The organism is Amycolatopsis sp. NPDC031561 (assembly GCF_055580625.1).
Genome location: NZ_JBVILA010000004.1, coordinates 411531 through 436236 on the forward strand (window position 1 = coordinate 411531; position 24706 = coordinate 436236).

Annotated in this window: 22 protein-coding genes; 14 read left to right on the forward strand and 8 right to left on the reverse strand. The window is 70.3% G+C overall.

Annotated features, from left to right (window positions below; all coding sequences use genetic code 11):
- Nucleotides 1–29 precede the first annotated feature (29 nt).
- Nucleotides 30–1409 (reverse strand): pyroglutamyl-peptidase I, encoded by a 1380-nt coding sequence (locus ACZ5IK_RS13595; RefSeq protein WP_465487954.1) that lies wholly within the window; start codon nucleotides 1407–1409, stop codon nucleotides 30–32.
- A gap of 97 nt (nucleotides 1410–1506) precedes the next feature.
- Between ACZ5IK_RS13595 and ggt the strand changes: the two genes are divergently transcribed.
- The 4 genes from ggt (at nucleotide 1507) to ACZ5IK_RS13615 (ending at nucleotide 6469) form a co-directional block, all read left to right on the forward strand.
- Nucleotides 1507–3321 carry a gamma-glutamyltransferase gene (ggt, locus tag ACZ5IK_RS13600; RefSeq protein WP_465487955.1) on the forward strand — a complete coding sequence of 605 codons (1815 nt, stop codon included), beginning with the start codon at nucleotides 1507–1509 and terminating at the stop codon, nucleotides 3319–3321.
- Nucleotides 3322–3609: 288 nt separating this feature from the next.
- Nucleotides 3610–4536: a methionyl-tRNA formyltransferase gene (gene fmt, locus ACZ5IK_RS13605; RefSeq protein WP_465487956.1), complete on the forward strand. Its 927-nt coding sequence runs from the start codon at nucleotides 3610–3612 to the stop codon at nucleotides 4534–4536.
- Complete coding sequence (locus ACZ5IK_RS13610; protein WP_465487957.1) at nucleotides 4533–5972, forward strand: RsmB/NOP family class I SAM-dependent RNA methyltransferase; 1440 nt, start codon at nucleotides 4533–4535, stop codon at nucleotides 5970–5972. The genes fmt and ACZ5IK_RS13610 overlap by 4 nt, the downstream gene beginning before the upstream one ends.
- Nucleotides 5969–6469, forward strand: coding sequence for a flavoprotein (locus tag ACZ5IK_RS13615; protein ID WP_465487958.1), 501 nt, complete (start codon nucleotides 5969–5971; stop codon nucleotides 6467–6469). Before ACZ5IK_RS13610 ends, ACZ5IK_RS13615 begins: the two co-directional genes overlap by 4 nt.
- Here ACZ5IK_RS13615 and ACZ5IK_RS13620 read toward each other — a convergent pair.
- From ACZ5IK_RS13620 to ACZ5IK_RS13635, 4 genes are all read right to left on the reverse strand, one after another.
- The gene (locus ACZ5IK_RS13620) at nucleotides 6466–7581 is read right to left on the reverse strand and encodes a serine hydrolase domain-containing protein (RefSeq protein WP_465487959.1); all 1116 of its coding nucleotides are present in this window, start codon (nucleotides 7579–7581) and stop codon (nucleotides 6466–6468) included. The genes ACZ5IK_RS13615 and ACZ5IK_RS13620 overlap by 4 nt on opposite strands.
- Nucleotides 7582–7659: 78 nt before the next feature.
- On the reverse strand, nucleotides 7660–9045 hold the full coding sequence (phoA, locus tag ACZ5IK_RS13625) for an alkaline phosphatase (protein ID WP_465487960.1): 1386 nt from the start codon (nucleotides 9043–9045) through the stop codon (nucleotides 7660–7662).
- 107 nt (nucleotides 9046–9152) lie between these two features.
- On the reverse strand, nucleotides 9153–9812 hold the full coding sequence (locus ACZ5IK_RS13630; protein WP_465487961.1) for a response regulator transcription factor: 660 nt from the start codon (nucleotides 9810–9812) through the stop codon (nucleotides 9153–9155).
- Complete coding sequence (locus tag ACZ5IK_RS13635) at nucleotides 9809–11044, reverse strand: sensor histidine kinase (RefSeq protein ID WP_465487962.1); 1236 nt, start codon at nucleotides 11042–11044, stop codon at nucleotides 9809–9811. The genes ACZ5IK_RS13630 and ACZ5IK_RS13635 overlap by 4 nt, the downstream gene beginning before the upstream one ends.
- Nucleotides 11045–11189: 145 nt before the next feature.
- Between ACZ5IK_RS13635 and rpe the strand changes: the two genes are divergently transcribed.
- The 5 genes from rpe (at nucleotide 11190) to ACZ5IK_RS13660 (ending at nucleotide 14886) form a co-directional block, all read left to right on the forward strand.
- Complete coding sequence (rpe, locus tag ACZ5IK_RS13640) at nucleotides 11190–11858, forward strand: ribulose-phosphate 3-epimerase (RefSeq protein WP_465488026.1); 669 nt, start codon at nucleotides 11190–11192, stop codon at nucleotides 11856–11858.
- Nucleotides 11859–11970: 112 nt separating this feature from the next.
- The gene (locus ACZ5IK_RS13645; protein ID WP_101606753.1) at nucleotides 11971–12594 is read left to right on the forward strand and encodes a riboflavin synthase; all 624 of its coding nucleotides are present in this window, start codon (nucleotides 11971–11973) and stop codon (nucleotides 12592–12594) included.
- 53 nt (nucleotides 12595–12647) lie between these two features.
- A complete protein-coding gene (locus ACZ5IK_RS13650; protein WP_174720533.1) occupies nucleotides 12648–13922 on the forward strand; it encodes a bifunctional 3,4-dihydroxy-2-butanone-4-phosphate synthase/GTP cyclohydrolase II in 1275 nt (424 codons plus the stop codon).
- Complete coding sequence (gene ribH, locus ACZ5IK_RS13655; protein ID WP_101606755.1) at nucleotides 13919–14425, forward strand: 6,7-dimethyl-8-ribityllumazine synthase; 507 nt, start codon at nucleotides 13919–13921, stop codon at nucleotides 14423–14425. Before ACZ5IK_RS13650 ends, ribH begins: the two co-directional genes overlap by 4 nt.
- Nucleotides 14426–14442: 17 nt before the next feature.
- Nucleotides 14443–14886, forward strand: a complete 444-nt coding sequence (locus ACZ5IK_RS13660; protein ID WP_101613078.1) for a PH domain-containing protein — start codon at nucleotides 14443–14445, stop codon at nucleotides 14884–14886.
- 108 nt (nucleotides 14887–14994) lie between these two features.
- Here the strand turns inward: ACZ5IK_RS13660 and ACZ5IK_RS13665 are convergent, their stop codons facing one another.
- Both ACZ5IK_RS13665 and ACZ5IK_RS13670 read right to left on the reverse strand, forming a co-directional pair.
- Complete coding sequence (locus tag ACZ5IK_RS13665; protein ID WP_465487963.1) at nucleotides 14995–15774, reverse strand: exodeoxyribonuclease III; 780 nt, start codon at nucleotides 15772–15774, stop codon at nucleotides 14995–14997.
- Between the two features lie 94 nt (nucleotides 15775–15868).
- A complete protein-coding gene (locus ACZ5IK_RS13670; protein ID WP_101606756.1) occupies nucleotides 15869–16606 on the reverse strand; it encodes a S1 family peptidase in 738 nt (245 codons plus the stop codon).
- A gap of 250 nt (nucleotides 16607–16856) precedes the next feature.
- On the opposite strand from ACZ5IK_RS13670, the gene uvrC reads away from it, so the two are divergent.
- The 4 genes from uvrC to whiA are packed head-to-tail and all read left to right on the forward strand — an operon-like array spanning nucleotide 16857 to nucleotide 21727.
- The gene (gene uvrC / locus ACZ5IK_RS13675) at nucleotides 16857–18851 is read left to right on the forward strand and encodes an excinuclease ABC subunit UvrC (protein ID WP_465487964.1); all 1995 of its coding nucleotides are present in this window, start codon (nucleotides 16857–16859) and stop codon (nucleotides 18849–18851) included.
- A gap of 50 nt (nucleotides 18852–18901) precedes the next feature.
- Entirely contained in the window at nucleotides 18902–19759 is an 858-nt protein-coding gene (rapZ, locus tag ACZ5IK_RS13680) for an RNase adapter RapZ (protein WP_101606758.1), read from the forward strand.
- Nucleotides 19746–20747: a gluconeogenesis factor YvcK family protein gene (locus tag ACZ5IK_RS13685; RefSeq protein ID WP_465487965.1), complete on the forward strand. Its 1002-nt coding sequence runs from the start codon at nucleotides 19746–19748 to the stop codon at nucleotides 20745–20747. Before rapZ ends, ACZ5IK_RS13685 begins: the two co-directional genes overlap by 14 nt.
- Nucleotides 20738–21727 carry a DNA-binding protein WhiA gene (gene whiA / locus ACZ5IK_RS13690; RefSeq protein ID WP_061980674.1) on the forward strand — a complete coding sequence of 330 codons (990 nt, stop codon included), beginning with the start codon at nucleotides 20738–20740 and terminating at the stop codon, nucleotides 21725–21727. The genes ACZ5IK_RS13685 and whiA overlap by 10 nt, the downstream gene beginning before the upstream one ends.
- A 77-nt stretch (nucleotides 21728–21804) precedes the next feature.
- Here whiA and ACZ5IK_RS13695 read toward each other — a convergent pair whose 3' ends face one another.
- Nucleotides 21805–24291 (reverse strand): FHA domain-containing protein, encoded by a 2487-nt coding sequence (locus ACZ5IK_RS13695; RefSeq protein WP_465487966.1) that lies wholly within the window; start codon nucleotides 24289–24291, stop codon nucleotides 21805–21807.
- 58 nt (nucleotides 24292–24349) lie between these two features.
- Between ACZ5IK_RS13695 and ACZ5IK_RS13700 the strand changes: the two genes are divergently transcribed.
- Nucleotides 24350–24547 carry a hypothetical protein gene (locus ACZ5IK_RS13700; protein ID WP_465487967.1) on the forward strand — a complete coding sequence of 66 codons (198 nt, stop codon included), beginning with the start codon at nucleotides 24350–24352 and terminating at the stop codon, nucleotides 24545–24547.
- The last annotated feature ends 159 nt before the right edge of the window (nucleotides 24548–24706 follow it).

The window sequence follows — 24706 nt, forward strand, 5'->3', positions numbered from 1 at the left end:
ACCGCAACTAGAGGACGAATTGCATGGGGTTAGAGGGTCGTGCCGGGGGTCGCGAGGACGTCGGCGCGGGGCGAAGCACCCGGAGCGGGCGTAGCGGGCTTCGAGGCGGAGCCGCCGAGGGCGGCCGTGAGCAGGGAGACGATCTGCGACGAGATCGCCGCCCGCCGCGCCTCGAAATCGGCGTCGGTCAGGGCCGCCGGATCGGTCGGGGTGCCGAGCACGGGCGTGTGCAGGTGTCCGCCGGCGATCCCGGTCAGGCCGAGTCCCGTCCGCAACCGGTTGCTGCGATACATCGATTCATTGCTCAAATAATTTCCGCCGCCGCCGGAAGCCGCGATCTCACCGGGTTTCGGCGCGTCCGTCCGGCAAACCGCCGTTCCGGTTCCCGGCCGGCCGCTGTCCGGCCAAACGCAGAACGCCTGGTTGTACAAGACCTGGTACGCCCCGGCGGGCGCGGCGAGCATCTTTTCGTACGGCAGCGTGGTTTCGATGAACTGGGCGTCCGGCTGCGGCCAGCCCGCGGCGGGCGGGACAGGGCCGCGGACGGGCTCGTCGAGGTTGTCCGGCGAACCACCGCGCCAGGCACCGGCCCAGCGCTCGATGTCGAACCGGCCGGGACGGCCCTGGCTGATCGTCATGATCAGTTCCGGACGGCGGAAGCGGTCCTTGAAGGCCTTGCCGTACGCCGCCTCGACGATCCCGGCGTCGAAGTAGCTCCACACCACCGGGAACGACACGGCCTGCACCAGCGCGGGACCGGTCGGCGTCGGGATCACCTTGCCGTCCAGGTGCAGCGCGGCCGCGCCCGACGGGTTCGCGATGCGGACGCCCGCGCCGTTGAGGGTGAACGGGTCGAATCCGCTCACCAGCACCCGGCGCAGCTTCGGACCGGCGGGGAAGCGGGAGTCGTCGAGGCCGCGGGCGCCGACGTCGAACGTCTTCAGCAGGTCCGCCCGGGCGGGGCCCGCCAGCGGGAAGCGCGGCGTCCACTGGCGCAGCGCCTTGCTCATCTGCAGGCGCGCCCAGTACAGGGGCCGGTCGTCGGCCTTGTCGATGCCGCCGAGATCGGGACGGCGGCCCTGCGCGCGGTCGACGGCGGTCCGCCAGAGCCCGTCACCGGCGGTCTCCGCGAGCTTCTCCGCGCGCGAAGCGGTCTTCGTCGCGCAGAGGCGCGTCGTGAACTCGGAGACGAGCTTGTCGAATCCGGCGAGCCGGACGAGTTCCGGGCCTACCGCGGGGCCGCCCGAGGGCATCGTCGCGGTCAGCCGCTTCTCCTCGACGGTGATCGCCGCCGAGTCGTCGAAGCAGCCACGCGCGCTTTCGGCTTGCGCGACGCAGGGGACCGCGAGGACGGGGAGAGCGACGAGCAGCGGCAGGAGCGCGCTCCATCGCTTGCCGGGAGTCTTCATGGACCGCATTCTGCTCATCCGGGCAGGGCCGCACTACCGACGTTCGCAGGTCTGGACGGGTCTTGTCCGGGGTGGACAGGCGAGGCAGACTCGCGCCATGGCCGCGCACAGAAGCACTCCGGTACGCATCACCGCAGTCACCGCGATCGCCGCCCTGGTCGGTGTCGCCGCACCGGGTATCGCCTCGGCGGGTCCACCGACGCCGCCGAAATCGCCGGTCGCCGTCGGCTACCTGGGAGCCGTCTCGAGTATCGACGTCGACGCGACCGCGATCGGCACGAAGATCCTGCGCGAGGGCGGCAACGCCGTCGACGCGGCCGTCGCGACCGCCGCCGCGCTGGGGGTCACCGACCCGTTCTCCGCCGGTGTCGGCGGTGGCGGCTTCTTCGTCTACTACGACGCGCGCAGCGGCAAGGTCCACACCCTCGACGGCCGTGAGACCGCGCCGTCGTCGGCGAACGAGAACCTCTTCGTCGAGAACGGCAAGGCGATCCCGTTCGCCGAGGCCGTCACCAGCGGGTTGAGCGTCGGGGTGCCCGGCACGCCCGCCACCTGGCAGGAAGCCCTGCGCAAATGGGGGACGAAGTCGCTGGCGAAGGCGGTCAAACCCGCCGAAGAACTGGCCCGCAAGGGTTTCACCGTCGACCAGACCTTCACCACCCAGATCTCCAACAACGCCGCCCGCTTCTCGGCGTTCCCGTCCACTCGGTCGCTGTACCTGCCTGGCGGAGCGCCGCCCGCGGTCGGCACGACGTTCAAGAACCCGGACCTCGCCGGCACGTACGCGCAACTCGCCGCGAAGGGCACCGACGCGCTCTATCGCGGGCCGATCGGCGCGGACGTCGTCAACACCGTGCGGAAGCCGCCGGTCGACCCGGCCTCGGCGCTGAACGTGCGGCCCGGTGACCTGACCGCGGCCGACCTCGCCAAGTACCGCGTCGTCGAGCGGAAACCGACCAAGACCGAGTACCGGGGCCTCGACGTCTACGGCATGCCCGCGCCGTCGTCCGGCGGGCTGACCGTCGGCGAGGCGCTGAACATCCTCGAGAACAAGAAGCTGAGCAAGCTGGAGAAGGCCGACTACCTGCACTACTTCCTCGAGTCGACCCGCTACGCCTTCGCCGACCGCAACCGGTGGATCGGCGACCCGGCCTTCGTCGACGTCCCGGCGAAGGAACTGATCAGCCAGAAGTTCGCCGACAGCCGCGCCTGCCTGATCGACCCCGCGAAGGCCGGGACGAGCCCGGTCGCGCCGGCCGACCCGCGCAAGCCGGTGCCGTGTGTCGCGGGGACGAACTCCGCGCCGACGCCGTACGAGGGCGAGAACACCACGCACCTCACGGTCGCCGACCGGTGGGGCAACGTCGTCGCCTACACGCTGACCATCGAGCAGGAGGGCGGCAGCGGCATCGTCGTGCCGGGCCGCGGGTTCCTGCTCAACAACGAACTGACCGACTTCTCCTTCACCCCGGTGACGCCGGGCGTGCCCGACCCGAACCTGCCGGGCCCGGCCAAGCGGCCGCGGTCTTCGATGGCGCCGACCATCGTGCTCGACCACGGCAAGCCGCTGCTCGCGGTCGGTTCACCCGGTGGGGCGTCGATCATCACCACCGTGCTGCAGATCCTCACCGGCCGGATCGACCGCGGCCTGAAGCTGGTCGACGCGATCGCCGAGCCGCGCGCGTCGCAGCGGAACTCGGCGGCCGCGCAGGTCGAGCAGTCGTTCCTCGACCAGGCCGACGTGCTCGCGATCCTGAAGGGCAAGCAGCAGGGCTTCTCGACGGCGCCCGCGGAGATCGGGGCCGCGACCGGGGTCGAACGGCTGCGGGACGGGCGGTGGCTCGCCGCCGCCGAACCGACCCGGCGGGGTGGCGGCTCGGCGGCCGTCGTCCTGCCCTGGCCACGCGGGTAGGTCGGACAGGGCGGGGCTGAAGGGGACTTTCCCCGCATGCGATGCGGGGAAAGCGCCCTTCGCCGCTTAAGACGTGGGGAAAGGCCCCTTCAACTCGGCCTTCGGTGACAGGTCCAGGCCGTGTCATGAAAGGGGCTTTCAAGACAGAATCCGTCCTGAAAGCCCCTTTCATGACATCCGCGGTGGGGCAGGGGGAGAGCGAGCGCGCCGGGTGAGTAAGGCCCTTCTAGACTGAGCGGCGATGTTCGCCCAGTCAGAGGTACCCGTCCCCCCGGTGGAGGTGCGTTGATGCGCCTCGTCTTCGCCGGTACCCCAGAACCCGCCGTCCCGTCGCTGCGGGCGCTCCTCGCGTCCGAGCGGCACGAGGTCGTCGCCGTCGTGACCCGCCCGGACGCCCAGGCGGGCCGTGGCCGCCGCGTCGTCCGGTCCCCGATCGGCGCGCTGGCCGACGAGCACGGGATCGAGGTGCTGACCCCGCCGAAGGCGAGCGACCCCGCGTTCCTCGCCCGGCTCGCGGAGATCGCCCCCGACGCGTGCCCCGTCGTCGCGTACGGGGCGCTGTTGCCCCAGGCCGCGCTGGACATCCCGGAGCACGGCTGGGTCAACCTGCACTTCTCGCTGCTGCCCGCGTGGCGCGGCGCCGCGCCGGTCCAGGCCGCGATCCGCGCCGGTGACGAGATCACCGGCGCCTCGACGTTCCGGATCGTCAAGGAACTCGACGCGGGCCCTGTCTACGGGGTGATCACCGAGCGGATCGCCGCCACCGACACCGCCGGGGAACTCCTCGGCAGGCTGTCGGAAACCGGGGCGAAGCTGCTCGTGTCCACGATGGACGGAATCGCCGATGGCACGCTGCGCGCGGTCGAGCAGACCGGGGACGGCGTGAGCTATGCGCCCAAGGTGACCGTCGAGGACGCGCGCGTCTCGTTCGCCGACCCGGGCACGGCCGTGGACAGGCAGATCCGCGCGGTCAGCCCGGAACCGGGCGCGTGGGCGGAGTTCCGGGGCGAGCGGCTGAAGCTCGGCCCGGTGACGGTCGTCGACGAGCCGGGGCCCCCGCCCGGCGAAATGGTCGTGGAGCGCAAGCGGGTCCTGGTCGGCACGGCGTCGAAACCGGTGCGGCTGGGCGAGGTGCAAGCGCAGGGGAAGAAGCGGATGGCGGCCACCGACTGGGCGCGCGGTACGAGGATCGAACAAGGAGAGCGCCTGCAGTGAACGAGCGTAGGGAACGCCGGCCGTCGAGGCCGGAGCGTGGCCGTCCGGGCCCGCGTAAGGAAGGGCCCAGCCGCCCGCCACAGATCGACCCGGCCCGCCAGGTCGCCTTCGACGTCCTGCGCGCGGTCCGTGAAGACGACGCGTACGCGAACTTGGTGCTGCCGCAACTGCTGCGCAACCGCCGGATCTCCGGCCGGGACGCGGCGCTGGCCACCGAACTGACCTACGGGACCTGCCGCGCGGTCGGCATGCTGGACGCGGTCATCGAGGCATGCCTCGTCGACCGCCCGCTGGCCAAGGTGGACGCCGTGGTGCTGGACGGCCTGCGACTCGGCGCGTACCAGCTGTTGCGCACCCGCATTCCCGAGCACGCCGCCGTCGGGTCCACTGTGGACCTCGTTCGCGCCGAAGTCGGTTCCTGGATCGCGGGTTTCGTCAACGCCGTGCTGCGCTCGGTGTCCGAAAAGGACGAAGAGACCTGGCTCGACGAGCTGGCCCCGGACGAGGCCGTCGATTCGATCGGTGCCTACGCGCTGCGGACCGCGCACCCGCGCTGGGTCGCCCGTTCCTTCGCGGAAGCGCTGGGGGACAAGGGAGCCGAGCTGAAGGCGGCCCTGGAGGCCGACGACGAGCGCCCCGACGTGCACCTGGTCGCCCGCCCCGGCGAGATCAGCGCCGACGAGCTGGCCGCCATCACCGGCGGCGACGTCGCCCCGTACTCGCCCTACGGCGTCCGGATGCCCGCGGGCTCCGGTGACCCCGGCGATGTCGAGCCGATCAAGGAAAAGCTGGCCGCGGTCCAGGACGAGGGCAGCCAGCTGTGCGCCGTCGCCGTCACCAAGGTCCCGCTCACCGGTTCCGACGAGCGCTGGCTGGACCTGTGCGCCGGGCCGGGCGGCAAGGCCGCGCTGCTGGGCGCGCTCGCGTCGATCAGCGGCGCGACCGTGGACGCCGTCGAGAAGGCGCCGCACCGCGCGAAGCTGATCGAGAACGCCGTCCAGGGGCTTCCGGTGACCATCCACGTCGCCGACGGCCGCGAGACCGACCTCGAACCGGGCTACGACCGCGTGCTGGTCGACGCGCCGTGCAGCGGGCTCGGCTCGCTGCGCCGTCGCCCGGAGGCGCGCTGGCGCCGCCAGCCCAGCGACATCTCGGACCTGACGAAACTGCAGGGCCAGCTGATCACCGCGGCGCTGGACCTGGTCCGCCCCGGCGGCATCGTCACCTACGTCGTCTGCTCGCCGCATCTGGCCGAGACCGAAGGCGTCGTGGGGGAGACCGCGCGCCGCGCCGGCGCCGAGATCGTGGACGCGCGGCCGTTCTTCCCGGATGTCCCGCAGCTCGGCAACGGCCCGTACGTCCAGCTGTGGCCGCACCGCCACGGCACCGACGCGATGTTCTGCGCCGTCCTGCGGAAGCCGGAAACCGCCGGGTGACCAGGGTCCTCGGCCTGGTCGCGAGCTCGTGCGGCGGACTGGACACCCGGTTCGCCGCGCAGCTCGCGGAACCGGCCGCGGACCGCGGCTGGGAGCTCGCGATCACGCTGACCCCCACCGCCGCCCGCTGGCTGGAGAAGACCGGCGGGATCGGTGACCTGGAGAAGGTCACCGATCTGCCGGTCCGCAGCACCTCCCGGCTGCCGGGCGAACCCCGGCCGCATCCGGATCCCTCGGTGTTCCTGTTCGCGCCCGCGTCCGCGAACTCCGTGGCGAAACTTGCGCTCGGCATCGCCGACAACCAGGCGCTGACGCTGCTCGGCGACGTCCTCGGCACGCCGGGGATCACGATCGTCCTGGGGTATCAGATCCAGGAGACCCGGGTGCACCATCCGGCGTGGCGACGCCATCTCGACACGCTCGCCTCCGCCGGTGTCGCCACCGCGAGGCTCACGCCGGACGCGTCCTGGACTTCCGTCCTGGATCTGCTCCCTTAGCGAGCGCAAAACCCCGTGTCGACGGCGGCCGCGAGATGCGCCGACGCCCCGTCCGGCAGCGGGTCCGTGTTGGCGACGACGTTCACCCGCTTCCCGTGCGGAACCGCCCCCGAGATGTTCGCGAAGCCGCGGAGATTCCCGCCGTGGCCCCAGAAAGTACCGCCACAGGACAGCGGGACCGACGCGATCCCGAGCCCGTACGCGGCGCCGGGGATGCCCAGGTTCGCGGGCACGGTCCGCCGCATCTCCGCCTGCTGCGCCCGGGGAAGGAGACGGCCGTCGGCGACCGCGCCGTAGAAGCGGTTCAGGTCCTCGCCGGTCGAGACGAGCCCACCGGAGGCCCCGGCCGCGGACGGGTCCAGTTCGGTGAAGTCGACAAGACCCGGCGCGTATCCCCTGGCGTGCGGCAGCGGCAGGCGCTCGTCACCCCGCAGCGGCAGGTAGGTGTCACGTAGGCCGAGCGGTCCGGCGATCCGGCTCCGGATCTCGGTGGAGACGGAGCGGCCGGTGAGCTTCTCGATGAGCATCCCGGCGATGACGTAGTTCGTGTTGGAGTAGGACCACTTCGCGCCCGGCTGGAAGTCCGGCGGATGCGCGAGGCCGATCGCCACCAGCTCTTCGGGTTCGGCGCCGCGATGACGCCATTCGTCGATGTCGAGGTCGCGCACGTAGTTGTAGAGCCCGCTGGTGTGCTGGAGCAGCTGCCGGACGGTGATCTTGGTGCCGTCGTTGCCGTTCCCGCGCACGAGACCGGGCAGATACCGGTCGATCGGGGTGTCCAGCCGGACCTTTCCTTCGGCCACCAGCTGCAGCACCACGACGGCGACGAACGTCTTGGTGACACTGGCCGCCCGGAACTTCGCTCCACGGGGGAACGGTGCCCGGGTTTCGACGTTTCCGACGCCTTCGCGCTCCGACCACGTCCGCCCGGACGCGCTCGTCACGGTCGCCTGCGCGCCGGGGACCCCGTCCTGCACCAGCGTCTTCAGCGCCTTGTCGACTTCGTCGTGCGGCTTGGTCACGGCGAGCGCCGGTGCGGCGGTGGTGGTGGCCAGCAGCGCGATCAGCGAGCCGATGGCGACGATCTTCTTACCTGGCAAGGTTTTCCGCATGATGCAAAGTTAGGGAGGCCGCGATCGGGCGGCCATGGGGCAGGCCCCCACCCCTCAACGGGGGCCTGCCCCACCTCGTCAGCGGAGGCGCAGAGCGCGCTTCAAGGTGCCGAAGAGGTCGGTCTGGTTGGTCAGGCCGACGATGTTCGCCGCCTGCGGTCCGTAGCCCGCGACGCGGATCTGCGTGCCGGTGTGGTCCTGCGACGAGCCCGGCATCCCGGTGCCGTAGTTGATCGTCATGTTCGCGCCCTCGTTGGTGACGAGGGTCGCGGTCTGACCGGGGCTGACCGTGCCGTTGCCGATGATCTGGCTGGTGTGGCCGTGGTCGCCGGTGACGATCACCAGGGTGTCGGGGTTGCTGCGGGCGTAGGCGAGCCCGGCCGCGACGGCCTGGTCGAAGTCGATCGTCTCACCGATCTGGCCGCACGGGTCGGCGGCGTGGTCCTGCTTGTCGATGCTCGCGCCCTCGACCTGGAGGAAGAAACCCTTGTCCTTGCGGCGGTCGTCGAGCAGCGAGATCGCCTTGCGGGTCTGGTCGGCCAGCTTCGGCTGCGTCTTCGGCAGCGCCGGGTTCGGGGTGCAGCGGGACGGCGGGGTGCCGCCCTGCTTCGCGGCCGGGCCGGTCCAGTTGACCGGCAGGTTGCCGGAGGCGAACAGGCCGAGCAGCGGCTTGCCGGGCTTGGCCGCGGCGAGGTCGGCCGCGGTGTTCACCACCTGGTAGCCCGAGGACTTCGCCTGGTCCAGCACGGTCTTCCCGGCGAACTTCCCGGCCTTGACCTGCTGGTCGAAGTACTTCGCGCCGCCACCGAGCAGCACGTCCGGCTTGGTCTGGACCAGCTGCTCGGCGATGGACCCGGCGCCGCCGTTCTCCTTGGCGTTGGCCGCGCACTTCTTGCTGGTCTCGTCGGGGCCCTTGCAGTCGCGGTTGACCACGTGCGAGCCGAGCACCGCGGGGGTGGCGTCCTGGACCTCGGCCGTGGTGACGTCGCCGGTGCGCAGCCCCGAACGCTTGGCGATCTCGAGGATCGACGGAACGGCGTTGCCGTACGGGTCCACGGAAATCGCGCCGTTGTAGGTCTTCACGCCGGTGGCCCACCCGGTGCCGGAGGCGGCCGAGTCGGTCACGTAGTCGGGCTTCGAGGGGTTGTTCTTCTCGACCGCGTACGTCGTGTAGTCACCGGTGAGCGGCAGTTCGTCCATCGCGAGCCGCCCGGCCGCGCCGCGTTCGTAGTTGCGCGCCGAGGTGATCTCGGACTGGCCCATGCCGTCGCCGATGAACAGGATGACGTTGCGGGCGCTGCCGCCCTTGATCGCGGCGCGCACGTCCTGGGTGCGGTCGCCCTGTGCGGCCGCGAGGCGGGCGTCGTCGCCGGCGGCGAGCGCGGCGGGCGCCAGCGCGATCAGCGTGACGCCCAGCGCCCCGCCGGCGAGCCATTTGCGCCGTCCTGTGAACAGCGAAGCCATCGAAAATCTCCTTGGGATTACTGAGGATCAGGGCAGTCCCATTAGTCACCGCGCATGTGTGCGGCCGGGGATTTCCGGGTGAACACGGGAAGAACAGCGGCCGTCCGCTAGCGCAGGCTGTGACCCGGTGCGACGACGCCTGTCTCGTAAGCGAAAACCACCGCCTGGCTGCGGTTGGCCGCGCCCAGTTTGCCGAAGATGTTGCCCACGTGGGTTTTGACGGTTTCGAGACTGATGACCAGATCGGCCGCTATGTCCACATTGGACATCCCGGTGGCGATGAGGCGCAGCACCTCGGTCTCCCGTTTCGTCAGCGAAGACGGACGGGGCGCGAGGCCCGACGCCGCCGGGCGGGCGGTGACCAGCCGCCGGATCGCGTCGGGGAACAGCAGTGTCTCCCCGGCGGCGATGGTCCGGATGGCGTGCGCGAACTCCTCCTTGCGCGCCCGCTTCAGCAGGAACCCGCTCGCGCCCGCCAGCAGCGCGTCGTAGATGTAGTCGTCGTTGTCGAACGTCGTGATCACGAGGACCTTCGGCGGTTCGGGTACTTCGGCCAGCACCCGCCGGGTCGCCTCGATCCCGTCGACGCCGGGCATGCGGACGTCCATCAGGATCACCTCCGGATGCGTCCGCCGCACCAGGTCGACCACCTCGCCGCCGTCGCCCGCTTCGCCGACCACGGTCAGATCGGGCTGATTGTCCAGCAGCGAGCGCAATCCGGCGCGCAGCAACGGTTCGTCGTCGACGATCAGGACCCGCAGTGTCATGAGTGCGACCGTAGCGGGATGGTGGTCACCAGCCGCCACAGCGGTTCCCCGTCGATGGCGGGCCCCGCGATGAGCTCACCACGCAGCGCCTCGACGCGTTCGGTCAGGCCCGGCAAACCGTTGCCACCACGATCCGACGCGGCGGCCATCTCCATGAGCGGGTTCACGATCTCGATCCGCAGCGCGTCGGCGAGGACCGCGACCCGCACGGTCACCGGGCCGGGATGCGCGTGGCGCAACGCGTTCGTCAGTCCTTCTTGGACGATCCGGTACGCCTCCCGCGAAAGCGTCGCGGGCAGTTCGGCGGCGGGGCCGGTCAGCTCGTAGTCGATCACCGCTCCGCCGGATCGCGCCCGCTCGGCCAGCGTCGCGGCCTCGATGAGCCGTCGTTCGGGCTCGCGGGACGACCGGTCGTCCCGCAGCAGACCGAGCACGTGGTCGAGGTCTTCGAGCGCCGCCCGTGACGACTCCTCGATGGTGCCCAAGGCCTTGCGCACCAGTTGCGGTTCGGAATCGACCAGTTCGGCGGCCGCGGCGGCCTGGATGGTCGACGTCGTCAGCGTGTGGCCGATGGAGTCGTGCAGCTCGCGGGCCAGCCGGTTGCGCTGCTCGAAGTGGTTCGCCCGGACCTCGGCCGCGGCGACGCGTTCGGCGGCCGACGGCCCCAGCAGGGCGACCGCGCTGTACTGGAAGAGCTTGGTGAAACCGGCGAGGACGTACGCGATCACCACGAGCGTGAAGAACCCGATCGGCAGGGTCCACGCGCCTGCGACGCCGGGCTCGATCGTCACCTGCTCGCCGAAGATCGCGATGGGACTGCCGCCGCCTCCCGCCCACACCAGGGCCAGGACGACACCCAGGAACAGGAAGCAGCCGAGACCGAACAGCACCCAGCCGAGCACGGTGTGCACGAGCAGCCAGCCCGCCGAGCGCCAGCGCTCCGCCCAGGCGACCTTCGTGTTCGGCAGGGGTGAGGCGATCCGGGTGCCCAGCATCTGGTTGGAGAACCAGATGCCGACCCGCCGCATCGGTCCCGGCAGCCCGGCGAGCCCGACCAGCAGGCCCATCGCGAGCATGCCGAAGACCATCTTCGCCGTCGTGTCGCCAGGGAGGAGGACGGCGGGGATGATCGCGATCGGGAACGGGATCGCCGTGATCGCCATGCCGAGGAGCCCGAACGGCACGCTCCGATAGCTGCCGATCCGCACCAGGGGTTTCAAGGGGTTGACCATGACGGGAACGCTATTCGGCGCCGCGTGCGCGCACCTCCCACTGCGGGGCCATTTCACGTCATCCTCAAGACCGGGACGGCGGTCACAGCCGGTTAGCGGGCGTTAGCGGCGTCCTCCTACACTCGGGCGCGTGGCTCACCGACCTTTGATCGCACCCAGCATCCTCTCCGCGGACTTCGCCCGGCTCGGCGACGAGATCCGCGCCGTCGCGGGGGAGGGGGACACCCGCGCGGACTGGGTCCACGTCGACGTCATGGACGCGCATTTCGTCCCGAACCTGACCCTCGGCCTGCCCGTCGTGCAGTCGCTGATCAAGGCCACCGACGTCCCGATCGACTGCCACCTGATGATCGAGAACCCCGACAAGTGGGCCATCGGGTACGCCGAGGCGGGCGCCTACAACGTCACCGTGCACGTCGAGGCCGCGCACGACCCGATCGCGCTGGCGAAGAACCTCCGCGCCGCCGGGGCGAAGGCCGGTCTGTCGATCAAGCCGAACACCCCCATCGAAGACCACCTCGACACCCTCAAGCACTACGACACGCTGCTGGTGATGTCGGTCGAGCCCGGCTTCGGCGGGCAGTCGTTCATCGAGGGCGTCCTCGACAAGGTGCGCACCGCGCGGAGCCTGGTCGACACCGGTCACCTCAAGCTCATCGTCGAGATCGACGGCGGGATCAACGCCGACACGATCGAGCAGGCCGCCGAGGCCGGTGTGGACTGCTTCGTCGCCGGTTCCGCCGTCTACGGCGCCGAAGACCCTGGTAAGGCTGTCGCGGCGCTGCGCGAGCAGGCGGCCCGCGTCCGCGGCTGATCCCGCCTCTTGATCCGCCATCGGGTCAGGAGAAGGAATCGGCCCGCGTGGGTGTTGGATGGGGGGAGCACCGTTTTCAGCGACGGTGCGACGCAGGAGGAGGGCAGCAGGAGTGTTCACCGGCATTGTCGAGGAGCTCGGCGAGGTCACCGCAGTCGAGCAGGTCCCGAACGCCGCGCGGCTGACCGTACGGGGGCCGCTGGTGACCAGCGACGCCGGTCACGGCGACTCCATCGCGGTGAGTGGCGTGTGCCTCACCGTGGTCGCGGTGGCGGGCGGTGAGTTTACCGTCGATGTCGTGCACGAGACCCTGCAGCGCTCCAGCCTCGCGAAGGTGAACGTCGGCGACGTCGTCAACCTGGAACGCGCGACGCCGGCGGGCGGCAGGCTCGGCGGGCACATCATGCAGGGCCATGTGGACGGCACCGGCGTCTTCCTCAAGCGGGACGAGCAGGGACTCACCTCGTTCGCCCTGCCGGGCAGACTGGCCAGGTACGTGGTCGAGAAGGGATCGATCGCGGTCGACGGCATCTCCCTCACGGTCGCCGCGGTGACCGACGAGGAGTTCTCCGTCGCCCTGATCCCGACCACGCTCGAACTGACCACCCTCGGCCGGAATCAGCCGGGCGACCTGGTGAATCTCGAGGTCGACGTGGTCGCCAAGTACGTCGAAAAGCTGGCCATGCCGCACCTGCGCACGCAGGGGGACAATGGCGGTACGGAGGAGCGGGCGTGACCGAGACGAGTGCGATTCCGGGGTCGGCTGATCTGACCCCCTGTGGAGGCGGGGTGGCCGTGAACGCCGATGCCATCGAGGCGGCGATCGCCGACATCAAGGCGGGCCGTCCGGTCGTCGTGGTGGACGACGAGGACCGCGAGAACGAAGGCGACCTGATCTTCGCCGCGGAGAAGGCCACGCCGGAACTGATGGCCTTCATGGTGCGCTACACCTCGGGGTACGTCTGCGTGGCGCTGACCGAGGCCGAGGCGGACAGGCTCGACCTGCCGCCGATGTACCACACGAACCAGGACCAGCGCGGTACCGCGTACAGCGTCACGGTCGACGCCGCCGAGGGCATCACCACCGGCATCTCCGCGGCCGACCGCTCGCACACCGTCCGCCTGCTCGCCGACCCGGCGTCCACGGCGTCGGACTTCCGGCGTCCCGGTCACGTGGTCCCGCTGCGGGCCAAGCAGGGCGGCGTCCTGCGGCGGCCCGGGCACACCGAAGCCTCCGTCGACCTGGCCCGCCTCGCCGGGCTTTCGCCGTCCGGCGTGCTCTGCGAGATCGTGTCGCAGAAGGACGAGGGCGACATGGCCCGCCGCGACGAACTCGAGGTCTTCGCCGCGGACCACGACCTCAAGATGATCACCATCGCCGACCTGATCGCGTACCGGCGGCGGACCGAGAAGCAGGTCGAGCGGGTCGCCGAGGCGCGGATCCCGCTGGCGGCGGGCACGTTCCGCGCGGTCGGTTACGACAGCCTTCTCGACGGAATCGAGCACATCGCGTTCGTCTACGGCGAGATCGCCGACGGCGAGGACATCCTGGTCCGCGTGCACTCCGAATGCCTCACCGGCGACGTCTTCGGCTCGTTGCGCTGCGACTGCGGCCCGCAGCTGGAAGCGGCTTTGGAGGCCGTCGCCAAGGAAGGCCGCGGCGTCGTGCTCTACATCCGCGGTCACGAGGGCCGCGGCATCGGGCTGCTGCACAAACTGCAGGCCTACCAGCTGCAGGACGCCGGCGCCGACACCGTCGACGCGAACCTGCAGCTCGGCGTCCCCGCCGACGCGCGTGACTACGGCACCGGCGCGCAGATCCTGTGCGACCTCGGCGTCCGCTCGATGCGGCTGCTGACGAACAACCCGGCCAAGCGCGTCGGGCTCGAGGGTTACGGCCTGCGGGTCAGCGGCCGGGTGTCGCTGCCGATCTCGCCGAACCCGGAGAACCTGCGCTACCTCAAGACCAAGCGGGACCGGATGGGGCACGACCTGTCCCAGCTGGAGCACTATGACCAGGTCGGCGCCGAGGTCGACCAGGGCAACGGAGGTGGCACGCGGTGAGCGGCGAAGGCCGTCCGGACGTCGAACTCGACCTGTCCGACTGTAAGAACATCCGGCTCGGGATCGTGGCCACGCGCTGGCACACGAAAATCACGAGTGCCCTGCTGGACCGCGCCCTCGAGGCGGCCAAGGCGGCCGACCTGGAGGAAGAGCCGACCGTCGTCCGCGTCGCGGGCGCCGTCGAACTTCCCGTCGCCGCGCAGGCACTGGCCCGCACCCACGACGCGGTCGTCGCGCTGGGCGTGGTCGTCCGGGGCGGGACGCCGCACTTCGAGTACGTCTGCGACGCGGTCACCGCGGGCCTGACCAGGGTGGCGCTCGACGAGAGCACCCCGGTCGGCAACGGCGTGCTCACCTGCGACACCGAACAGCAGGCCCTCGACCGGTCCGGTCTGCCCGGCTCCGTCGAGGACAAGGGCTACGAAGCGACCGTCGCCGCACTGGACGCCGCGCACGCCTTGCGGAACCTGCGCCAGCCGTGGACCGAGCGGGGCTTCGTGTGAGCGTCGAGGCGGATGTGATGACAGAGTCCGAGGTCGTGGTGGTGCGGCCCCGTCGCGCCATGGTGATGTGCTCGGTGCTGGCGGTGATCCTGCTGGCGACGTTCGTGGTCGTCGCGGTCCTGCTGCGCGGCTCGGACACCGGCGTGATCTTCCAGCCGTCCGACCAGGCGGCGATGATCGGCATCGGCGTCCTGCTCGCGCTGGGCACGATGCTGTTCGCGACCGCGCGGGTGAAGGCCGACGCCGACGGCATCGAGGTCCGGAACGTGCTGATGACCAAGAAGTTCGCGTGGAGCGAAGTGCTTTCGGTGAGCTTCCCCGATGGCGCTTCGTGGGCGCGGCTGGAACTTCCGGACGACGAGTACTACTCGGTCATGGCCGTGCAGGCGGTGGACCGGGACCGCGCGGTGGCCGCGGTGCGGGCGCTGCGGCGGCTGCACAAGGCGGCTTGGAACGGCTGACGCCTCACAGCTCACTCAAGTGTCATGAAAGGGGCTTTCAGGACGTTTTTCGTCCTGAAAGCCCCTTTCATGACATCCGGGACCGGACGGCACCCCGCACCGACCCGCTCAAAGCTCGAAATCCACCACGACCGGCGCGTGATCCGAGGGACCTTTCCCCTTCCGCGCGTCACGGTCCACATAGGAATCCGTCACCCCGCCCGCGATCCGGCTGTCGGCGTAAACGAGGTCGATCCGCATTCCCTTGTTGTTCGGGAAGTTCCCGGCCCGGTAGTCCCAGTACGTGAACGGGTGGTCGTACTTCAACGGCCGCGGGAACACGTCGGACAGCCCGAGGTCCCGCAGGGCCGCGAGCGCCTTCCGCTCCGGTTCGGTCACGTGCGTCGATTCGGCGAACACCGAGATGTCCCAGACGTCCTCGTCAGCAGGCGCGATGTTGAAGTCGCCGAGCACCGCGAACGGCAGCCCGCGCGACTGCTCCTCGCGCACCGTCGCCTCCAGCGCCGAGAGCCAGGCGAGTTTGTAGTTGTAGTGCGGGTTTTCGAGGTCACGCCCGTTGGGCACGTACACCGACCACAGCCGCACGCCGCCGCAGGTGGCGCCGATGGCGCGCGCGTCGGTCTTGTCCTCGAAGGTGGGCTCGCCGGTCAGCCCGCGTGTGACGTCCTCAAGCCCGACGCGGGACACGATGGCGACGCCGTTCCAGCGTCCGATGCCGTACGCGGCCGTCTCGTAGCCCGCCTCCCGCACTGCGTCGAACGGGAAGGCGTCCGTGCCGCTCTTGAGTTCCTGCAGGCACAGGACGTCCGGTTGTACCGAGCCGAGCCACTCCAGCACCCTCGGCAGCCGGGGCCCGATCGAGTTCACGTTCCAGGTCGCGATCCGCATGCCCGCGAGCGTCCCACACGCCACCGACACGTCCACGCGAAAGGGCCCCTCCGAGACGGGTCGCGTCTCGGAGGGGCCCCACCGGGGTGTGAGGTCAGACCCCGGCGGTCGTACGGATCCAGGAGCGGGCCGAAGCGACGCTGCCGTAGTTGTTGGTGCCGCGGGTGTTCGAGCCGCTCTGGTTCTGCACGGTCGAAGCGACGCCGACCTGGACGCCGTTGGAGACCTGGGGGCCGCCCGAGTCGCCCTTCCACGCCGAACCGTTGATGCCGACGCTCTGGATGGCCGGGCCGCCGTAGGCGTCGGACGAGCTGCCGCTGACGCGGACGTTGGCCACCTTCAGCGCCGAGGCGGGCGGGCCGGTCGGGGTCTCACGGCCCCAGCCGTAGAGCTGGTTCGTGCTGCCGACCGACGGGTTCGAGCTGGCCAGGGTGATCGGCGTGACACCGGCGTCCGAGGCCAGGTGCAGCAGCGAGATGTCGGAACCCGCGGGCGAGGACACCTTGCGGTCGACGGCGATCACGCGGCCGCCCTGCAGGGCGTTGCTGCCGACGCGGACGCGCATGCCGCTGCCGTCGGAGTCGAGGCAGTGCTTGGCGGTCAGCACCCAGCGCTGGGCGATGACACTGCCGGAGCAGTTGAACCCGTCCCACTGACGGCCCGGGGTGTTGACGTAGACCTGGGCGCCCCAGCTCACGGTGGGGGCGGTGCCACCGCCCACGATGTTGGGCTGGACACCGGTGGGGGTGCCCGCGGAGGCGACCGCGCCCGCGGTCATGGTGAGGGCTGCGGCGGCGAGGGTGGCGGCGCCCAGCGTACGAAGACGGCTCACGGTGCAGGAGTCCTTTCGAGCGTCATCTGACGAAGAACCGAGTGAAGTGGAACTGGGACGGAAAGTAATCACCCTGTTCACCCGCTAGGAACCAACGAACGTCTGGACCGGCCGAATACCCGACTTAGGTCGGTATGGGTGGCGAAAGACTTACCGGATCGTGGGAACGGCCACTCGAAGGGTTGACCGGAGCCGGTCTAAAGGGCGGGGGCCCGTAAGACTGTCGGTGCTGCCCCATAGGCTTGACGACGTGGCTGACCCGACCACCTACCGTCCCTCGCCGGGGAGCATCCCGGACGCCCCTGGCGTGTACAAATTTCGTGACGCCACGAAGAGGGTCATCTACGTCGGCAAGGCGAAAAGCCTCCGCAGCAGGCTGAACTCCTACTTCGCCGACATCACGGGCTTGCACCCGCGCACGCGCCAGATGGTGACGACGGCGGCGAGCGTCGAGTGGACCGTGGTCGGCACCGAGGTCGAGGCACTCCAGCTCGAGTACAACTGGATCAAGGAGTTCGACCCGCGGTTCAACGTCCGTTATCGCGACGACAAGAGCTATCCGATGCTCGCCGTCACGATGAACGAGGAGTACCCGCGCCTGCACGTCTATCGCGGCGCGCGCAAGAAGGGCGTGCGGTACTTCGGGCCGTACGCGCACGCCTGGGCCATCCGCGAAACGCTCGACCTGCTGCTCCGTGTCTTCCCGGCGCGCACCTGCTCGGCCGGGGTCTTCAAACGGCACGGCCAGATCGGCAGGCCCTGTCTGCTCGGCTACATCGGCAAATGCTCCGCGCCCTGCGTCGGCAAGGTCTCCGCCGACGAGCACCGCGGCATCGTCGAGGACTTCTGCGACTTCCTCGCCGGCCGCACCGACGCGCTGATCCGCCGCCTGGAACAGGAAATGGCGGCCGCGTCCGAAGAGCTCGAGTTCGAGCGCGCCGCCCGGCTGCGCGACGATCTCGGCGCGCTCCGCCGGGCGATGGAGAAGCAGGCGGTGGTGCTCGGCGACGGCACGGACGCCGACGTCGTCGCCTTCGCCCACGACGAACTCGAGGCCGCGGTCCAGGTCTTCCACGTGCGCGGCGGCCGGGTGCGCGGCCAGCGCGGCTGGGTGATCGACAAGGCCGAGGAAATGGACGTCAAGGACCTCGTCGACCACTTCCTCACACAGTTCTACGGCGAAGAGGCCGAACGCGCGGACGACCCCGAACTCGGATCGCCGGTGCCGCGCGAGGTGCTCGTCCCCGAACTGCCCGCCGACGCGGAAGCGCTCGGCGAGTGGCTTTCCGGGCTGCGCGGTTCGCGGGTGAGCCTGCGGGTGCCGCAACGCGGCGACAAACGCGCGCTCGCGGAGACGGTGACGCGCAACGCCGGCGAGGCCTTCACCCAGCACAAACTGCGCCGCGCCGGTGACCTCACCGCGCGGTCGGCCGCGCTCGCGGAACTGCAGGACTACCTGGCGCTGGAAACCGCGCCGCTGCGTATCGAATGCGTCGACATCAGCCATATCCAAGGCAGTGACGTGGTCGCGTCGCTCGTGGTGTTCGAGGACGGCATCCCGCGCAAGTCCGAGTACCGTCGCTTCGCCCTGCGCGAGGCCGCGGAGGAAGGCGACGTCGCGTCGATCGCCGAGGTCGTCCGACGCCGTTTTTCCCGTTATCTGAAGGAAAACGCCGAAGCGGTCGACCCGGATCGTCCGGGCATCGACCCGGAGACCGGTAAGCCGCGCAAGTTCGCCTACGCGCCGAACCTGCTCGTCGTCGACGGCGCGGGCCCGCAGGCCACCGCGGCTGCGGACGTCCTCTCCGAATTGGGCGTCACCGATGTCGCCGTCGTCGGCCTCGCGAAGCGGCTGGAAGAAGTGTGGCTGCCGGGCGATCCCGATCCGGTGATCCTGCCGCGCACCTCGGACGCGCTGTATCTGCTTCAGCGGTTGCGCGACGAGGCACACCGTTTCGCCATCCGTTACCACCGGGAGAAGCGGTCCAAGCGGATGCAGGTGTCCGCATTGGACGGTGTGCCGGGACTGGGGCAAGCTCGTCGTACCGCGCTGATCAAGCATTTCGGCTCGGTGAAGAAACTCCGCGAAGCAAGACTCGAGGAGATCGAGGCGGTGCCCGGCTTCGGCAGGCGCACCGCCGAAGCGGTCGTCGCGGCGCTGGCAGGGCCGTCCGAAGCACGTTTTCCCGCTGAGGACGCATCGGGAGCAGCGGCGCAGACGGCGGGGGAGTCTGGTAGTACGTGATCGGGGAAAGGACCATCGTGAGTGCGCAAGAAGAAGGCCGCGGTTCCGGAATGGAGGTCGCGGTCGTCTCAGGGCTGTCCGGGGCGGGCCGCAGTACCGCCGCGAAATGCCTGGAGGACCTGGGCTGGTTCGTGGTGGACAACCTGCCGCCCGAGCTGATCGCCACCATGGTCGAGCTCGGCGCGCAGGCGCGGGGCGCGATCACCAAGGTCGCCGTGGTGATGGACGTGCGCTCGCGCGCGTTCACCGACGACCTGGCGTCGGTCATCAAGGACCTCGACGCCCGCGGGTACAAGCCGCGCGTGTTGTTCCTGCAGGCCACCGACGCGGTGCTGGTGCGCCGGTTCGAGGCCGTCCGCCGCGGGCACCCGATGCAGGGTGACGGCAGGCTCGCCGACGGCATCACCGCCGAGCGCACGCTGCTGGAGCCGCTGCGCGAAGAGGCCGACCTCGTGCTCGACACGTCGTCGCTTTCGGTGCACGACCTGCGCGCCAAGATCGAGGACGCCTTCGGTTCCGAGGCCAGCACGCAGACTCGCGTCACCGTGCTGTCCTTCGGCTACAAGTACGGCCTGCCGATGGACGCGGACCTGGTGATGGACGTCCGGTTCCTGCCGAACCCGTTCTGGATCCCGGAACTGCGCGACCACACCGGTCTCGAAGGCGAAGTCCGCAACTACGTGCTCAGCCAGGAAGGCGCGGACGAGTTCCTCGACCGCTACCACCAGCTGCTGCGCCTGATCGGCGCGGGCTACAAGCGCGAGGGCAAGCGCTACCTGACGCTGGCCGTCGGCTGCACCGGCGGAAAGCACCGCAGTGTCGCCATTTCCGAGGAACTCGCCCAGCGTCTGTCCAATGAGGACGGTATGGCCGTGAAGGTGGTGCACCGCGACCTTGGCCGCGAGTGAACCGCGAGCGGTCGCACTGGGTGGCGGGCACGGCCTGCACGCCACCCTCACCGCGTTGCGCCGGGTGACCTCGCAGGTCACCGCCGTGGTCACCGTCGCGGACGACGGGGGCTCGTCGGGCAGGCTGCGCCGGGAACTGGGGCTGCTGCCGCCGGGCGACCTGAGACAGGCCTTCGCCGCGTTCGCCGCCGAAGACGGCGGAACCCTGTGGGCGGAGGTGTTCCAGCATCGCTTCGGCGGTGACGGCGCGCTCGCCGGGCACGCCGTCGGGAACCTGTTGCTGGCCGGCTTGTTCGAGGTGCTCGGAGATCCGGTCGCGGCGCTCGACGAGGCGAGCAGGCTGATGGGCATCTCCGGCCGCGTCCTGCCGATGTCACCCGAACCGCTGGAAATCCAAGGTGAGGTTTCGGGTCTCGACGTCGAGAACCCGGAGGCGATCCGGAGGATCCGCGGTCAGGTGGCGGTGGCGACCACGCCCGGTCAGGTGCACCGGATCAGCCTGCACCCGGCAGGACAGGCCGACCGGCCGCCGCGCGGCTGCCCGGAGGCGATCGAAGCCGTGCTCGGCGCGGACGTGGTCTTCCTCGGCCCGGGGTCGTGGTTCACCAGTGTGCTGCCGCATCTGCTGGTGCCGGATCTGCACGACGCGCTGCTCCGGACGGACGCCACGAAGGTGGTCATCCTCAATCTGATCCCCCAACCGGGGGAGACGGCGGGATTCTCTCCGGAGAAGCATTTGGACGTACTGTTCGAACACGCCCCGCGATTGCGGGTGGACGCGGTCATCGCGGACCGGGACTCGGTGCCCTCACCAGCCCGGTTGCGGGACGCGGCCGGGAAACTCGGCGCGCGGGCGTTGCTGGGGGCGGTGGCTGACCCGGTCGTGACGGGGCGGCATGATCCTGATGCGCTCGCGGGCTGTATGCGGGACGCTCTCGGTCTCACCGGGGGAGGAGCTGAAGGTATGGAGGGGCAGCGATGGCGATGACCGCCGCCGTGAAGGACGAGCTGAGCCGGCTTGAGATCACCAAGATCGGCCCGCGCCGCGCGGAGGTCGCGTCGATGCTGCGATTCGCGGGCGGGCTGCACATCGTGGCCGGCCGCGTCGTGGTGGAGGCCGAACTCGACACCGGATCGGTGGCGAGGCGGCTGCGCAAGGAGATCCACGAACTGTACGGACACCAGTCCGACGTCCACGTCATCTCTTCCAGCGGGTTGCGCAAGGGCACGCGGTACGTCGTCCGGGTGGTCAAGGACGGTGAGGGCCTCGCCCGGCAAACCGGCCTGATCGACCAGCGCGGCCGTCCGGTGCGCGGACTGCCCGCCGCCGTCGTGTCCGGTGGCGTCGCCGACGCGGAGGCCGCCTGGCGTGGCGCCTTCCTGGCGCACGGTTCGCTCACCGAACCCGGCCGCTCGTCGTCACTCGAAGTCACCTGCCCCGGCCCCGAGGCCGCGCTGGCGCTCGTCGGCGCCGCCCGGCGGATGGGCATCCAGGCCAAGTCGCGCGAGGTCCGCGGCGCGGACCGCGTCGTCGTGCGCGACGGTGACGCCATCGGTGCCCTGCTGACCCGCCTCGGCGCCCACACGAGCGTGCTCGCGTGGGAAGAGCGGCGGATGCGCCGCGAAGTGCGCGCCACCGCGAACCGGCTCGCGAACTTCGACGACGCGAACCTCCGGCGCTCGGCCCGCGCGGCCGTCGCGGCGGCGGCCAGGGTCGAGCGGGCGCTGGACATCCTCGGCGAGTCCGCCCCTGATCACCTGCTCGCCGCGGGCAAACTGCGGCTGTCGAACCGGCAGGCTTCGCTCGAAGAGCTGGGCCAGCTGTCCGACCCGCAGATGACCAAGGACGCCGTCGCCGGCCGCATACGCCGCTTGCTTGCGATGGCCGACAAGAAGGCGAAGGAACAGGGCATCCCGGACACCGAATCCGCCGTGACCCCGGACATGCTGGAAGAAGACGAAGCCTGACCCACCCCTCGCATTTAGTCCTCTAGTTGCGATAGATGCACACGCAATCATCGCAACCAGAGGACTAAACGCGAGGCTCAAGGCTCTCGTGGGCGCCAGTGAGCGAGCTGTTCCCGGAGCTTCTCCGTTTCCGGATGCCGTTCGCCCCGGACCTCGACCGAGTCGTCGAGGAGCAATTCCCACTCCGAGAGCGCTTCGGTGATCTGACCTGCTTCGACGGCGACCGGCAGCAGCACCTCGAACCGCGCGAGCGCCCCGGCCAGGTCACCCGCCTTGCCCGTCCAGGTCGCGTGCCGTGCCTTGCACCGCAAGGTGATCCGGTGCGTCTCCCCGAGTTCCCGTTCCGCCCGACGAGCCCACGCCGCCCAGTTTTCCCGGTTCTCCACCGGGATCCCGGACGCCCGGCGCTCCAGCGAGGCGAGCGCGTCCTCGTGCAGACCCGCGAGCCACAGGAACTCGGCTTCGTTGGTGGCCGCATACGCCTGTTCCACCGTCGGCTCCTCGTCCCTCGCGGCCGGTTCCACGTCCGCGGTCGCGCCCGCCAGCCGGGCATGCAGACGGGGTGTCACGTCGGGCGGGGGACCAGTCCACAGGACGGTCTCGGCCGGCAGACCGGCCTGCGTGCGGCGGACCTCGGTGCCGAGACCGGCGAGGACGTCGCGAACGTGCACCGCCCTGCCCGGGCCGCCGCTCGCGGCGCTCGCCTTGGTCAGGACCGAGATCGGGATCGGGCCGCGGTCGGCCGCGAGGCACAGCAGGTCCAGCAGGACCGCCCGCTCGGGCCGGGGTGAGGGCAGCGAGCCGGTGTCCTCATCGGCCTCCGGCCACTGCTCCTCCTGGCCGACGCTGATGAAGGTGACCGTCGAGTCGCCGAGCCGGACCACGTCGCGGTGCGCCAGCTCGGCGTTCAGGACCCGCCGTTTGTTGACGAAAGTGCCGTTGGCGGAATCGAGGTCGGTCAGCCACGCGGTCATGCCGTCCCAGCGGATTTCGCAGTGCATCCGTGAAACACGCGAATCGCCGAGGTGCAGGGTGGCGCGGCGGCTGCGGCCGAGTGTCGTGAATCCGTAGGAGAGTTCGTGGTGGACAGGGGCCTTACCGGGGACATCGACGATCAGTGTCGCGGGGGTAAGTCTCGGCGAAGTCGGCGAGTCGCTTACCCGCTGGGCCGGGACCTCGCGCGCCGGTCTCGGTTCGGGCCGGTCCGACGGCCGGATCACCGGATGCGGGACAGGTAAGGGGGTCAGGCGCACCACGGTCGCGGCCGGAAGGTCCTCCGGGGTCCGCGTCGCCACCACCGTCTTGACCCACGGCAACTCCGGATCGGTGGACAGTCTCCGCAGGAGGCCGGCCAGACGCGAGGCGACGTCGGGGTCGAGATCGTCCAGGCCGTCCACCGCGATCCGCACCGGGCTGTCGGTCCACTGTGGAGTGATCGTCTTCAGGGGACCGAGGATCGCCAGATCGAAAGCGCTTGCGCCGCTCCGTGTGTTGTCGTCGAGGGTGCTCAGGAACATCTCACGGGACTCGGCGAACCACGGGACGGTGTGCTGGAGCTGGCGGGCCAGTTCCCTCGCGATCTGTTCCGCGGTCTGCCTGCGGGCGGCGAACAGCACGGCGTGCAGGAAGTCCGGCGGCACATAGGATCCGGCCACGGACGGCCGGGCGAGCGCGGCCAGCGTGGCCGACTTCCCGGCACCGGCCTCCCCGGTGATCGTGACCAGGCGGGCGCCGGTGAGCAGATGCCCGACGGTCTCCCCGAGTTTCGGATTCTGCCGGTAGTCCGCGGTCAGCCGTTCGATGTCGGGAGCCGCGGGATTGCCCGCCAGCGGCGAACGGCGCCACGCGGGGGAGGAGTTGAGCGCGAGCCACAGTCCCTGATCGGCGCCGATCACCTCGCGGGTGCCGTCGAAGCCGAGGTGGACGGCGGTCTGCGCCGGGCACAGGCCGGTGATGACCCGCTTGAGATCCGCGCAGCGGACGTGCTCGCCGAAACTCGTGTGCCCCGAGCGCAGCACGGTGACCAGCGAGCGGCTGAAGCAGCCGTTGGCCGCCACGCGATCGTCGGACGCGGTGAGCAGGTCGAACCGCCTGCCCGCTTCGCCGACGATCCGCAGCCATCGCCTGCCCGCCTGGAGCGCGCCGATGCCCGCGTGACACGTGTCGAGCAGGATGACCAGGCCGTCGAGCGTGGAGTAGCGGCCGAGTAGTTCCTTGATCCGCTGGGCGAACAGGAACGACTTCCGGCTGTCCACCGGCAGGCTGGTTTCCTTGGTGAGGAAGTAGAAGTCGTCGTCGGCGTATTCGCCGTGCCCGACGAGCGACAGGAAAAGCGTCGCCTCGTCCTCCGACGCGCGTTCGAACGCCTCGACCAGTGCGTCGTCGAGTTCGACCATCGTCGGGTCGACGAGCAGGCCGCGGCCGTCCGCGAGCGCGGGGACACAGCCGCCGATCCCGGGATCCCGCAACGCCGCCGAGACCTCGCGTCCGACATCGGGGAGGAAGGAAAGAAGGTTCAGCGAATCGCATTGCGACGCGACGACCAACGACCTCCGCTCTCCCACGGAGATCACCTTGTCGCATCGGCGGTGCACCGGCAAGCACTTCGGCGATACTGGTCGCATGGCTCGGATCGTTCTGGTGCACGGCATCGCCCAGGAGCAGAAGTCGGCGGACACTCTCGAGGCGGAATGGCTGCCGAGTCTCGCGGGCGGCGTCCGGCTCGCCGGCGACCCCGCGCTGGCCGACACCCTGTGGCGCGACTGGGCGGAACCTCCGAGGAGTACCAAGGTGTGCGCGCCGCCGCGCGTCCGGTGCTGAACGCGCTGGTCCGGCTGCGGCCGTTCGCGAAGCTTCGCTCGGTTCCGTCGTCGCGTACGAAGCAGCCTGGCCGACCGGGACGACCTCGTCGCCGCGCGCCCGGACCTCACACCGCTGTTCCCCGGCGCCGACGGTGTCCTGGACAGCGGGTACACCGTC